This is a genomic window from Shewanella sp. ENK2, assembly GCF_043568515.1.
Classification (GTDB): domain Bacteria; phylum Pseudomonadota; class Gammaproteobacteria; order Enterobacterales; family Shewanellaceae; genus Shewanella; species Shewanella japonica.
The window spans coordinates 3,341,239-3,355,032 of sequence record NZ_CP171406.1 but is presented as its reverse complement, the minus strand read 5'-3'; the positions used below and the strand labels follow the sequence as shown (position 1 = coordinate 3,355,032).

Annotated in this window: 12 protein-coding genes and 2 pseudogenes; 2 read left to right on the top strand and 12 right to left on the bottom strand. The window is 41.0% G+C overall.

Going from position 1 to position 13,794, the window contains the following annotated elements:
• Nucleotides 1-217: 217 nt before the first annotated feature.
• Complete coding sequence (gene ffh, locus ACGEDC_RS14730) at nt 218-1,591, bottom strand: signal recognition particle protein (protein WP_055025606.1); 1,374 nt, start codon at nt 1,589-1,591, stop codon at nt 218-220.
• Between the two features lie 266 nt (nt 1,592-1,857).
• Between ffh and ACGEDC_RS14725 the strand changes: the two genes are divergently transcribed.
• Nucleotides 1,858-2,646 (top strand): cytochrome C assembly family protein, encoded by a 789-nt coding sequence (locus ACGEDC_RS14725; RefSeq protein ID WP_055025605.1) that lies wholly within the window; start codon nt 1,858-1,860, stop codon nt 2,644-2,646.
• Between the two features lie 100 nt (nt 2,647-2,746).
• Nucleotides 2,747-4,033 (top strand): HlyC/CorC family transporter, encoded by a 1,287-nt coding sequence (locus tag ACGEDC_RS14720; protein ID WP_372037384.1) that lies wholly within the window; start codon nt 2,747-2,749, stop codon nt 4,031-4,033.
• 86 nt (nt 4,034-4,119) lie between these two features.
• On the opposite strand, the pseudogene ACGEDC_RS14715 reads toward ACGEDC_RS14720, so the two are convergent.
• The 11 genes and pseudogenes from ACGEDC_RS14715 to ACGEDC_RS14665 all read right to left on the bottom strand — a co-directional run.
• Nucleotides 4,120-4,646 (bottom strand): annotated as a pseudogene (locus tag ACGEDC_RS14715) (DUF962 domain-containing protein); the annotation flags it as partial.
• A 183-nt stretch (nt 4,647-4,829) separates the two neighbouring features.
• Complete coding sequence (gene acpS, locus ACGEDC_RS14710; RefSeq protein WP_372037385.1) at nt 4,830-5,210, bottom strand: holo-ACP synthase; 381 nt, start codon at nt 5,208-5,210, stop codon at nt 4,830-4,832.
• Nucleotides 5,210-5,947 carry a pyridoxine 5'-phosphate synthase gene (gene pdxJ, locus ACGEDC_RS14705; protein ID WP_055025601.1) on the bottom strand — a complete coding sequence of 246 codons (738 nt, stop codon included), beginning with the start codon at nt 5,945-5,947 and terminating at the stop codon, nt 5,210-5,212. The genes acpS and pdxJ overlap by 1 nt, the downstream gene beginning before the upstream one ends.
• 91 nt (nt 5,948-6,038) lie before the next feature.
• Nucleotides 6,039-6,745: pseudogene (gene recO / locus ACGEDC_RS14700) on the bottom strand (DNA repair protein RecO).
• A 44-nt stretch (nt 6,746-6,789) separates the two neighbouring features.
• Nucleotides 6,790-7,794, bottom strand: coding sequence for a GTPase Era (era, locus tag ACGEDC_RS14695; protein WP_055025599.1), 1,005 nt, complete (start codon nt 7,792-7,794; stop codon nt 6,790-6,792).
• Nucleotides 7,791-8,471 (bottom strand): ribonuclease III, encoded by a 681-nt coding sequence (gene rnc / locus ACGEDC_RS14690; RefSeq protein ID WP_055025598.1) that lies wholly within the window; start codon nt 8,469-8,471, stop codon nt 7,791-7,793. The genes era and rnc overlap by 4 nt, the downstream gene beginning before the upstream one ends.
• The gene (gene lepB / locus ACGEDC_RS14685; protein ID WP_065109037.1) at nt 8,471-9,385 is read right to left on the bottom strand and encodes a signal peptidase I; all 915 of its coding nucleotides are present in this window, start codon (nt 9,383-9,385) and stop codon (nt 8,471-8,473) included. The genes rnc and lepB overlap by 1 nt, the downstream gene beginning before the upstream one ends.
• 294 nt (nt 9,386-9,679) lie before the next feature.
• Nucleotides 9,680-11,470: a translation elongation factor 4 gene (lepA, locus tag ACGEDC_RS14680; RefSeq protein WP_055025596.1), complete on the bottom strand. Its 1,791-nt coding sequence runs from the start codon at nt 11,468-11,470 to the stop codon at nt 9,680-9,682.
• A gap of 140 nt (nt 11,471-11,610) precedes the next feature.
• Nucleotides 11,611-12,078 carry a SoxR reducing system RseC family protein gene (locus ACGEDC_RS14675; protein WP_394498360.1) on the bottom strand — a complete coding sequence of 156 codons (468 nt, stop codon included), beginning with the start codon at nt 12,076-12,078 and terminating at the stop codon, nt 11,611-11,613.
• 119 nt (nt 12,079-12,197) lie between these two features.
• The gene (locus ACGEDC_RS14670) at nt 12,198-13,142 is read right to left on the bottom strand and encodes a MucB/RseB C-terminal domain-containing protein (protein ID WP_055025595.1); all 945 of its coding nucleotides are present in this window, start codon (nt 13,140-13,142) and stop codon (nt 12,198-12,200) included.
• Between the two features lie 12 nt (nt 13,143-13,154).
• Nucleotides 13,155-13,769: a sigma-E factor negative regulatory protein gene (locus ACGEDC_RS14665; RefSeq protein WP_055025594.1), complete on the bottom strand. Its 615-nt coding sequence runs from the start codon at nt 13,767-13,769 to the stop codon at nt 13,155-13,157.
• Nucleotides 13,770-13,794 lie beyond the last annotated feature (25 nt).

Below are 13,794 nucleotides of genomic sequence, written 5' to 3'. Positions count from 1 at the left end.
GCGTTTTAATTCCTCTAATGATTTGCTAGTTAGCAAAATAAAAACTGGGACTCCGTGTTCGCGAAGGGCCCCAGAGAAAGCCGCAAGATTTTACCTGATTTTACAATTAATGCAACCAAATCCGTCGTTTTTTAAACCAAGACATTTAAGGTTGCATCAATGAAAATTCAATCTTTACGGGACAAATTGAAAAGTCTTTGTTGAATAAGGCTACGAATCAACGCCCTGGGAACTTCATTCCAGGAGGCATCATTCCGCCCATGCTGCGCATCATTTTCTTCATGCCACCTTTACCAGACATTTTTTTCATCATTTTTTGCATCTGGGTAAACTGTTTCAATAGACGGTTAACGTCTTGAATTTGAGTACCTGAACCTAATGCAATGCGGCGCTTACGCGATCCTTTGATAATATCTGGACGTTGGCGTTCGCCAGGCGTCATAGAGTTAATAATGGCTTCCATTTGATTGGTCATTTTACCATCTTGAACTTGAGCTAATGCTTCTGGTGGAAGTTGGCCTACACCAGGCAGTTTCTCAATCATGCCCATCATGCCGCCCATGTTTTTCATTTGCTGCAGTTGTTCACGAAAATCTTCAAGGTCGAATCCACCACCAGACTTCACTTTCGAAGCAAGCTTCATCGCTTTTTCTTTATCAACACCACGCTCAACTTCTTCAATCAACGACAATACATCGCCCATACCAAGAATACGTGATGCTATACGTTCAGGATGGAAAGGTTCTAGTGCATCAGTTTTTTCACCAACACCTAAGAACTTAATTGGTTTACCGGTAATGTTTCTGATAGATAGTGCGGCACCACCACGAGCATCACCATCGACTTTTGTCAGAATGACACCCGTTAACGGTAGCGCTTCATTAAATGATTTTGCCGTATTAGCTGCGTCTTGACCTGTCATTGCATCAACAACAAATAAAGTCTCAACAGGGTTAATCGTGGCATGGAGATCTTTAATCTCATCCATCATCGCTTCATCAACATGGAGTCGACCCGCAGTATCGACTATCACCACATCAATGAACTTTAATTTCGCATGAGCAATAGCCGCCTTTGCGATATCAACAGGCTTTTGGCTAACATCTGATGGGAAAAATTCAACTTCAACTTCAGTTGCTAGTGTTTCTAACTGTTTGATCGCTGCAGGACGATAGACGTCAGCGCTGACCACCAGTACAGATTTCTTTTCACGCTCACGCAGAAATTTCGCTAATTTAGCGACACTGGTCGTTTTACCCGCCCCTTGTAAACCGGCCATCATTAATACTGCAGGAGGTTGAGCGGCTAAATCTAAAGCTTCATTCGCCTCACCCATTGCCTTTTCAAGTTCATTTTGGACAATTTTAATGAATGCTTGTCCTGGACTTAAACTTTTAGAGACTTCTTGACCTACGGCACGCTCTTTTACGCTATTAACAAATTGGCGTACAACGGGCAATGCAACATCAGCCTCAAGTAGTGCCATACGCACTTCTCGCAAGGTTTCTTTAATGTTGTCTTCGGTTAAGCGACCACGACCACTAATATTCTTGAGGGTGCGCGACAGTCTGTCGGATAGATTCTCAAACATGCTCTGCTGTTTACCTTAAAACGATTCGATAATTGGCGCCTATTATACCCAAACTACTTCAAGATGCGAGATTAGCCTTCAGACAGAGTATTGATGTAGGTCATTATTCGTAAATTATTTGGCGTTAAATGGAGGAAACTGTTAAATTTTGGGTCTTAGGTCACTGCCCTAATGACCTTGGTTCATGTTAATCTAAGATAAATAATTTTGTGCTGATTTTATTTTTAAAAACAACCTGCACTACTAACTTGATAGGTTTATTCCAGATGGTCATTTTTTCAGCTTCGGCTATGTTGTTTTACTGCATCGCACTTGTACTTGTTACGAGTCGATTGTTTCATGCAGAAGGACCCAACCGTAAATTAGTCGCAATCTTTGCTTCTATTGCAGTTGTGCTTCATGGCATAGCACTATCACAAACCATTTATACCGCTGAAGGGCAGAACTTTAGTTTAACGAATGTCATTTCGTTAGTTAATTGGATCATTGCCTTTAGCTTCACCATCATAATGCACCGTTTAAAAGTGATTGTTGTCGTGCCTGTGGTTTATGCTTGTTCGGTAATATCAGTTGCCGTGCTCTGGTTAATTCCACCACAGTACATTATTCATTTTGATGGCCACCCAGAAATTCTCGCCCATATTGTTTTATCATTAATGGCGTACAGTGCCCTGATGATTGCCGCACTTTATGCGATTCAATTATGGCTAATTCAAAATAAATTAAAAAACAAAAAGACCATGATGAGCCCTGGTATGCCGCCATTAATGACGGTTGAAAAGCAGTTATATCACCTGGTTACTATTGGTGTGATGTTACTAACCTTATCTTTAGCAACAGGCTTTATCTTTTTAGAAGACATGTTTGAAGACGGCAAAGGCCATAAAGCGATTTTATCTATTCTCGCTTGGGTCGTATACAGCATCATGTTATGGCAGCATTACACTATCGGTTGTCGTATTCGCACTGCCGTTATTTATACGCTTTCTGGGGCTGCCTTGTTATCGCTTGCTTATTTTGGCGCACGAATAGTAACCGAGCTCATTTTGCGATAACCCGATAATTATTTAATTAGCCGCAAGCAAACTTGACACTTATGACGAATGATTGATACTCATCATTCGTCTTTTTTTACTACATTAACTGGAGCTATTTTTGGACGCTATTTCTACCAGCGCACTCTTCCTTTCTCTTCTGGTATTAATCCTAATCTCAGCTTACTTTTCAGGCTCAGAGACGGCGATGATGACATTAAATCGTTATCGACTTCGCCATCTTGCTGCAAATGGTCATAAAGGGGCACAACGCGCCCTAAAAATGTTGGAGCGACCAGACAGGCTTATTGGTTTAATTCTTATCGGTAATAACCTAGTTAACATTCTTGCCTCAGCAATCGCTACGATCATTGGAATACGCTTGTTTGGTGATGTGGGCGTTGCCATTGCCACAGGTGTACTCACATTAGTGGTACTGATTTTTGCAGAAGTAACCCCAAAAACCGTTGCAGCCTTACACCCTGAAAAAATTGCTTTTCCATCAAGCTGGCTGTTACGTGCCCTACTCTCAGTATTATGGCCATTTGTTAAAGCGATTAACTTAATCACTTCTGGTTTTCTTCGCTTACTCGGCATTAAAAATATCAGTGTAAATGATGCCTTAAGCCAAGAAGAGTTAAGAACTGTTGTTCATGAAGCTGGCGCCCTTATTCCACAACGACATCAAGAGATGCTGATATCGATTTTAGACTTAGAAAAAGTCACGGTAGAAGACATTATGATCCCTCGTTCAGATATTTACGCAATCAATGTTAATGATGATTTTAAAACCATCAATAAACAAGTCACCCAAAGCCCACACACCAGGGTTTTGGTATATCGAGATAATATTGATGATGCTGTCGGTTTTATTCATTTACGTGATGCATTACGCCTGCAGTCAAAAGAAGAATTCAGCAAGTCATCGCTATTAAGAGCCGTTAAAGAATTATACTTCATCCCTGAAGGCACTCCTCTGACTGTGCAGCTATCGAATTTTCAGCAAAACAAAGAGCGTTTTGGATTAGTTGTTGATGAATATGGCGATATACAAGGCTTAGTCACCCTTGAAGATATTTTAGAGGAAATTGTCGGCGACTTTACCACTTCGATGATTACCACTGCCAGCGAAGACATTGATATTCAACAAGATGGTAGCTTCATTATTGATGCCACAATCAACATTCGTGATTTGAATAAAGAAATGAAGTGGGACTTTTCGACAGAGGGACCAAAAACGCTGAATGGAATCATTATTGAGTACCTTGAAGATATCCCTGATGCAGGTACCAGTTTAACGATTGATAGCTACCATATCGAAGTCATAGATGTCTCAGATAATATGATAAAAACGGTTAAGGTCATTCCATTAGTGAAAGAACCCACCAATGAGGAAGCTGAAGAGTAAAACACCAACGCTTTCTTCATCCCATAAATAAAGGCGCAAAATGCGCCTTTATTTATGGGAGAACGGCGGCGTTTACGCTGCTTGTTTTCTTTTGCCTCAAGTGCGCGACGTTTGTCTCGGGCAATCGGCGTAATCTCTTGCTCGAGTGCTTTATTCATACCCAGCATAAAGTACAGTTCAGCCATTAAAAAAACGGACCTATTAATAACTGATTCAAATCATCAATAAAAGCCGGTTTTGCTTTTTCGTATTTATGACCAATAAACTGAATTACCCAACCAATAAAAAATACGCCAACGCCTATCATCCAAGCGCCATTAATTTGTGACACTAATGAGGATGTGATTAACACAGGAATAATAAAAATCGTCAAACCTAAGGCTAGTCCTCTGTGTAATATAAAGTAGTAAACTAAAGTGCCTATGGCGAATAGAGTTGCTACGTTCAGCTTAATGCCCTCTTCAGCGAATAAGACAAAATTAACAGGAATAAGATTAAGCAACAAAAAGACTGACCAAATAATTAACGGTACACCGACGAAGTGGGTTCGAATGTTTTTTGGGTTTAAATGCACACTTTTATAGGTTGCGAGTTGTTCTACGGCCGATTTCATCTTGAGTCCTTATTATCATTATTATGTAACACCTTGTTAACTTACCTCAAGTTAGCAGTGGAGCTCAAGCTCTAGGTTTTTCAATCAATGCCTTTAGACCAGTTATTTAATTTTCGGCACAAATAAAAAAAGCGCCGAAGCGCTTTTATAAAAACTAAAATGAGTTATTGTCGATTCAACTCGTTAGGACTCAATAACCACGGTAGCAACTGCGTAGTGCTGCTCATCAGCAATTGTCAGATGCCCGTTTGTGGCGCCGAGTTCATGCATTCGTGCAAGCGCCCCGTCGGTAAAGCTCACTTGCGGTGCACCACTATCGTTATTACTGATGTGAATATGCTGAAACGATACACCTCGGCCAATACCTGTACCTAATGCTTTTGCTGCCGCTTCTTTTGCAGCAAATCGCTTTGCAAGAAAACGATGAGGCGCACTTGAGGCTATATACACTTGTAACTCTACTGGTGTGAGTACTCGCTTTGCCAGCTTATCTCCCAAACGGGCATACTGTTGTTCAATGCGATTGATTTCAACAATATCTGTGCCAAGTCCCTTGATTGCCATTACTCGCCTCTGCGACCTTCTAGCATCAGTTTCTTCATATCTTTAACTGCGACAGCTAAGCCATCAATTGCTGCTCTAGCAATCACTGCATGACCAATATTCAGCTCATACAGTTCAGGAATAGCAGCAATCGCTTTGACATTGTGATAATGCAAACCGTGTCCCGCATTCACAACTAAGCCCTTGCTATGCGCATACTTAGCCATTTCAGTGATACGTGCTAATTCCAATGCTTGCTCTTCATCAGTTTTAGCGTCAGCATAGCAACCAGTATGAATTTCAATATATGGAGCACCAGAGGCCACAGCTGCATCGATTTGCGCTTTATCAGCATCAATAAATAAAGACACCTTAATCCCATGGCCTGCTAAACGCGTCACTGCATCAGTGATTTTATCCATCTGACCGGCAACATCTAAACCACCTTCAGTCGTTAACTCTTCACGCTTTTCTGGAACTAAACACGCATAAGCAGGTTTAACATCACAGGCGATAGAAATCATTTCTTCAGTCACAGCAAATTCAAAATTCATTCTGGTTTTTAGCGTCTTTGCTAAAAGATATACATCTCGGTCAACAATGTGGCGACGATCTTCTCTTAAGTGAATAGTAATACCATCTGCACCTGCATGTTCTGCGACTGCTGCTGCATGTACAGGATCTGGATAATCTGTACCACGCGCTTGTCGTAGAGTAGCAATATGGTCGATGTTAATTCCTAATAAAATTCCACTCACGGTAGCGCTCCTTAATCACAATAATATTTAGCGTAAATGGGTTATTAACCTCATTCACCTAGCTTAAATGACTTCTATAAATTCACTTAGCTTATTTTTTAATAAATAGTTTTCTACTTAGTAATGGCTTTGTCCCCAATAACGGTGACAAAAGTAATCTCATTAGCCCTTTTGCTTGTACCAAGTTTTCAGGCGTCAATGTCTTAGCTTTAAGGTTAATCAGCATTTCGCCTGATAACAGTTGCTTACTGTGGGTAATATGCGTGCTCGCTTGCTGAGCAACAGGTAAGAAACCTTCATCAGCGATAATACGGTAACTCATCACTGGTTCAATTTTTTCACCCTGAGTATCATAATCTAATGAAGGTAACGCCCCTAGTTCAGCTAATAATTCCATTTCAAAATAGCGCAGATGCTCGGAGCTAAATTCGCTCGCAAGCGACATAATGCAACGGTGATAATGAATAAATAGACCTTCTGCATGTTGCCCAGAATCAAGCACCCTTACTAACAACTCATTAAGATACATCGCGGAATACAAGCTGGTAGAAGTTAACGGTAATGCAGGGGCAGCAGGCTCTATTTGGGTTATAAATTTAAGGCTTGAATCTGAAGTGTCAGATTTTGAATTGAATTGAAATATCAGTGGCTGAAAAGGTTGAATGATACTTTTAAGGTTTTTTTACCGCTGCCCACCCGAACAAGTGCATCTATGCGACCAACACCATCGACTAACAGATTAACAATCACACTGGATTCTCTGTATGGTCGATGATGAAGTATATATCCGCGTAACATGTTAGTTATGAACAGCGTAAAACAAAACTGGTACTGACACTTGGTTAGTCTTCGCCATAGCCTAAACTGCGAAGTGCACGCTCATCGTCAGCCCAACCCGATTTAACTTTGACCCAAATTTCGAGGAAGACTTTATTATCAAACAAGGTTTCCATGTCTAATCGAGCTTGGGTGGCAATTGTACGAATACGCTCACCTTTATTACCAATTACCATGCGTTTTTGGCCTGTGCGTTCCACAAGGATTAGTGCATTGATTTGATAAACACCGTTATCCATCATCTTAAATTGCTCAATTTCAACGGTAGCATCATAAGGTAACTCGTCACCTAAAAAGCGCATGAGTTTTTCACGAACAATTTCAGATGCCATAAAACGCTGAGAGCGATCTGTCACATAGTCTTCAGGGAAATAAAACTGCCCCTCAGGTAATGAGGCTTGCGCTAAATCTAAAATGCGCTGCACATTGGTGCCTTTGGTTGCAGATATTGGCAATATCTCATCAAAGGTAAACTTTTCAGACAGCTCAGCTAGATAAGGAAATAACGCTTCTTTATCTTTAATATTATCGACTTTGTTAATGGCTAAAACCGTTTTACGCTTACCACTGCCTTGTTGCAGCTTATTAAGCACCATTTCGTCATCTTCAGTCCAAGTCATACCATCAACAACAAATACAACCATAGACACATCAGCAAGAGAACTGGCAGCTGCACGGTTCATTAAACGGTTAATAGCGCGTTTTTCATCAATATGAAGACCTGGGGTATCAATAAAGATGATTTGTTTCTCTTCATCTGTATGAATACCCATAATACGGTGACGAGTTGTCTGAGGCTTTTTAGAAGTAATACTGACCTTCTGCCCAAGCAACTTGTTTAATAGTGTAGATTTACCTACATTTGGTCGACCGACAATTGCAACCATGCCACAAAAAGTCACTTCATATTTGGCTTTTGCAGCTGGTGCAGCACCGTTCATCCTTGCCAATAATTCATCTAAGCTTGGCTCTACTGGCGAGCTTTCTGGCAAGTCTGTTTTTTTGGTCATTTATTAATTAACTCCAATACCTGAGCGGCTGCAAGCTGCTCAGCTTTTCTTCTTGAAGTACTGACACCCGTCACTACTTTATCTAATTCAGAAATACGACATTCGACCGTGAACGTCTGATTATGCGCATCACCTTTTACATCAACCACATTATATTCGGGTAACGGCTTTTTATAGCCTTGCAAGTACTCTTGCAAAATGGTTTTAGGATCTTTTTGATTTATACCAGGTTTAATCTCAGCTAATCGTTGCTTATACCATGTCAGTAATAAGCGTCGACACGTTTCGATATCGGCATCCAGGTATATCGCACCGATGATGGCTTCTACAGCATCGGCTAAAATAGATTCCCGTCTAAAACCACCACTTTTTAACTCACCAGGGCCTAAATAAAGGTAATCACCTAATTTAAACTCTTTTGCAATCACGGTTAACGTTTCACCTTTCACTAAGGTTGAACGCATACGGCTTAAGTCGCCTTCTGTGACTTTCGGAAACTGGTGATATAAAGCATCAGATATCACAATAGATAAAATCGAATCACCTAGGAACTCCAAACGCTCATTATGCTTTGATGATGCGCTACGATGAGTTAAAGCATGAGTCAGTAAATCTATATTCTTGAACTCATAACCTAATGTGCGACATAAACGAGGTAAATTTTTAATTGGTTCCATTACTTAATCGCACCTACTCTGTCAAAACGAACACCTGTTGGCACCCAAGTTGGTAACCAACTACTAGCAGGACGTTCAAACTCAAAGCTTATCCAAATCGCAACCGCTTTACCGACTAAATTGGCTTCAGGAACAAAGCCCCAAAAACGGCTATCTGTACTGTTGTCACGGTTATCACCAATGGCAAAATATTGTCCTTCAGGGACAATAAATTCGCCTACCGCTGTACCAGGCTGTTCAAAGAAGTGATTACTAAAGTCAGGGCGCGAAGGATTAATTAAAATATCATGTTCAACGTCGCCTAATTGCTCAGTGTAACGAGATAAAGGAATTCCTTCTTGAGTAAACTCACCACGATTAACACTGCTTAACTTAATCGCTTTAGCACCAGGACACGCTGACTTATCTTCGCATTTAGGTTGAATCAGAAACTGTTTATTTTGATAAACAACTCTGTCGCCCGGTAAACCGATAACTCTTTTAATATAGTCGATTTCTGGTTGTTTAGGGTATTTGAATACAAACACATCACCGCGTTCTGGTTCCCCTGTTTCAACTAATTTGCTGCGCCAAACAGGATCTCGCAAACCATAGCTGAATTTTTCAACCAAGATAAAATCACCAACAAGCAGTGTCGGTTTCATAGAGCCTGAAGGAATTTGAAACGGTTCATAAATGAATGAGCGAAGGATCAATACAAAGGCAATCACAGGGAAGATAGAGTGAGCAAATTCAACGACCACGGATTCACGTGTGATATTTTCTTTTGCTTCGTCTGATAAATCAGGCGTTTGCGCTTCAGCGAGTGCTAACTTTTCACGTCGTTTAGGGGCGAAGGCTATTACGTCAACAAGCCAAATTAGGCCGCTGACTAAGGTTACAATAACTAATATAAGAGAAAAATGGGCTGCCATTAGGGTTTAAGCTCCTGCCTTAACACTGTATATAGTTCAGTGTATGACACTAATAAAAAGTGATTATCCTATGTCGTGCTGTTAGGTTCACTCTGAGTAATGTTACAAAGTATATAAAATCACTTCATATGGAAAATTAACTTTTGCTCATCAAACGATAAAAACGATTATTAATGCCGGTTAATAATCATTTTTTAACTCACGTTTTTAATGATTTTTTAATAGCAACGCCGCAAGCAGCGGCGTTGTTATCACTCTTAATGTTAAATCAGTTTTCACAGACAAATTAAGAGCTTAGTCATTCAACTTTAACACGGCTAAGAACGCTTCTTGAGGCACTTCGACGTTACCGACTTGCTTCATACGTTTCTTACCATCTTTTTGTTTCTGTAAGAGTTTCTTCTTACGTGAAACATCGCCGCCGTAACACTTAGCAGTTACGTCTTTACGCATTGCTTTGACGTTAGAACGGGCAATAATTTGGCTACCAACAGCGGCTTGAATCGCAATATCAAACATTTGTCTTGGAATAAGCTCTTTCATCTTATCCACAAGCGCTAAACCACGATGGCGAATATTAGAACGGTGAATAACCATTGCTAACGCATCAACACGGTCGCCATTAATCATGATATCTAAACGTACCATGTCAGCAGGCTCAAAGCGGATGAAGTTATACTCAAGCGATGCATAACCACGACTGGTAGACTTAAGGCGATCGAAGAAGTCCATAACCACTTCAGCCATTGGCAGTTCATAAGTCACAGATACTTGATTACCGTGATAAACCATATTGGTTTGTACACCACGCTTTTCAATACACAAGGTGATGACGTTACCTAAGTACTCTTTTGGTACAAGCATGTTTGCTTCTACGATAGGTTCACGGATTTCAGCAATGTTATTGATCGGCGGTAAATCTGATGGATTATCCACATACAAGATTTCACCACGTGTCATCTCAACTTCATAAACTACTGTTGGAGCTGTGGTGATTAAATCTAGATTGTATTCACGCTCTAGACGTTCTTGAATGATTTCCATGTGCAATAAACCTAGGTAACCAATACGGAAACCAAAGCCTAATGCTGAAGATGATTCAGGCTCGAAGAATAATGACGCATCATTCAAGCTTAATTTATTCAATGCCTCACGGAAGCTTTCGTATTCATCAGTAGAAATTGGGAATACACCAGCATAAACCTGCGGCGTAACCTTTTTAAAACCAGGAAGCGGCTCTTCTGCACCGTGCTTAGCATGGGTCAAGGTATCACCGACTGGAGCGCCGTGAATCTCTTTAATACCAGAGATGACAAAACCCACTTCGCCCGCTTTAAGTTCTGGGGTGTCAGTTTGTTTTGGCGTAAAAATACCTACGCGATCAGCATTGTAGTTCTGACCGGTTGACATGACTTTAAACTTATCGCCTTTCTTCAATACGCCATGTTTAATACGCACTAAAGAGACAACGCCTAAGTAGCTGTCGAACCAAGAATCAATAATAAGCGCTTGAAGCGGTGCATCAATGTCACCTTCAGGCGGTGGAATGTCTGAAACGATTGTTTCAAGGACATCCTTAATACCAATACCTGTTTTCGCGGAACAGCGAACAGCTTCCATAGCGTCGATGCCGACAATGTCTTCAATCTCTGCAGCTACACGCTCAGGATCAGCTTGAGGTAGGTCGATTTTATTTAAAATCGGCACCACGTCTAAGTCCATTTCTAAAGCGGTATAACAGTTAGCAAGAGTTTGGGCTTCGACACCTTGGCCAGCGTCAACAACTAATAATGCACCTTCACATGCAGCAAGTGAGCGTGATACTTCGTAAGAGAAGTCAACGTGACCTGGTGTGTCAATGAAGTTCAGTTGATAGGTTTCGCCATCATCAGCTTTATAGTCGAGTGTAACACTCTGTGCTTTAATGGTAATACCACGCTCACGTTCGATATCCATAGAATCGAGAACCTGAGCGGCCATTTCACGGTCTGATAAACCACCACAAAATTGGATAAGGCGATCAGACAATGTAGATTTGCCATGGTCGATATGGGCAATAATTGAGAAGTTTCTAATGTGTTTCATTTGGCTGAAATGACTACTACTAAAATGATGGAAATAATGGTGCCAAATTGTACCTGAATAAGGGGTTAATACCAATCAGAATAAATGACACTGTAGAAATGAATATAAAAAAGCACCTAATAACGGATAAGAATGCGCATTTAACCGCGTTGCAAACTCACACCTTGGCCCAAGTAAGCCGTAATAACTGGGGTGGATTCAGCTTCTAACTTTGATGCTTGTCGCTTACCAAGAAGCCACGCGCCTATTCCACCTAAGGCTCCCATAACCATCGAGCTATAGTCAGGGTTAATTAGTAGTAAATGGCTAAACCAAAGTCCTATTAACGCACCGATAAACAATCCGATTAAAGGGAAAATATAAACTAATAATGCGGCCTTAAGAATCACGCTCTCTGGCAGCGCAAGTTTGAGTAAATCCCCTACTTCACAAGTTTTGTCACTCTTAAGGGAAAACTGTTGGCGCTTAATAGAAAAAGCTTTAGCCACAGTCGAAGTGCCACAATTTTCATTATTTGAACAATGATTACAGGCACTTTTAAGTTCAATTTCAACCGTTACCCACCCCGTTTCATCATATGCAATAACGGTCGCCACTTCTTCTAACATAGATTGTGATAGTGATGCAGAACGACTTGCATCAAGCAACTCGTTTGATTCAAGCTGCGTTGACGTATTGTCATTTGGGGTAGTTTTTGGTGGCGTAGATTGATTGGCCATAATCTTACTTATTTTAAGATAAGACTTTTAGCGATACGGTTTAAGGTATCAGAAGGCACTTTACCGACAGCAACAACTTCAACATTACCGACTTGCTCAACCACCATGGTTAAGCCATTACGTGTAATCAACTCATCAGGCATAGGGCTGTCCCCCATTCTGGCAACATACACAGAGATATTAACTAAGCCGTCTGTCAATGCGATATATTCAACCGACTCGTCGCTACCTAACAAGCGGTGATGGTCCTTAACCACCATATGGAAACCTGCGGGCAACCAGCTAAATTGCCAATTTTGGCCAGCAATACGCTCAGCAGGATTCATCACTGGCGGCAAGCCCTGACGTTCAGCTTCAATTAAAATACTGGCGGGTTCATTAAGTTCTAATAGTTCAATCACCATCATTTGCTCAATCAATTGTTTATCTTGATTGATCATGTCATAACGAAGTGGCAGACGGGTTTCCATATCAATCCATATCTGAGACATGAACCTATGCTCATCAACAGGCATGATTCTAATCATTTGACCTGGACGCCCAGCAATGCGGCTGCGACCTCCTAGCACAAATTGGTAGCCACGCTCAAGTGATGCCACATCTGTCGCAAAAATCGTTGGCCAAATCCCTTGAATGCGGGGCGCATTGATACTGTATGCAGGTTGATCGTGTTCGATAAACGTCACGGTATCAGCTACTCGCACAGCATTTTTAGGAGGACCATTCAAATATTCTAAAAAGGCGACTTCTTTGTCGTTAACCGTGCCGTGTAGATAAACGAGAGGACGGATATGATCCGCTTGTAACTGGATAATGGAAGATTTGTATTGTTTGGTTTGAAGTGCTTGGCTCATACTTTCAAGCCAAGCTTTCGCAGACATTTCTTCTTCGGGGATACCTTCTGCTGCAACAGGGAATACCATTGCAGCAAGTACTAACAGGATTAGACGCAAGCTAACTCCAGATTAATTATTAATGTTGTTATCAGTATCGTTATTGTGCTGTACAACAACACCTGAATTCAACCTTTGTTGTAGCATGTGGTCCTGAATATATGAATTTATTCTGCGACGTTGCTCTACAACATTGTCATTGTTTACAGCCGACTGACTCTGTACTGCACCGGTTTGCAAGCTTACTGGAGAAGCTGTACCAATCAATGGACGAGTATTCAGTACTGGTAGTGGCGAATCAGCATTTTGATCTTGACCGTAATTTTGTACACCAACAATAGCAACCATAGCAACTGTAGCCGCAATCGCATACTGGCCAAATTGCTTGAAGAAAGGAACAACATTGTCCTTCTTGGTTTCTACTTCTGTGACTTTTTCATCATGCTGAGAAACGGTATCAGTTTGCGGTGCAATTATCGCAGGTTCGAGTTCGATAGCAGCAGCAATGCTTGCTGTTAGATCTAAATCAATTGTCTGCGGTAACTCTCCGCGCATAGCATCACCAATCATGTGATAGTTTTGCCATTGCTTATGTGAGCTTTCGTCTGCTGATAACTCTGCTAATGTTTTAGCATCAACTTCGCCATCAACTGCTGATGAAACCCATTCTTGACCTGATTTAAGCATTTTTCACCTGTGTCAATAAAGACTA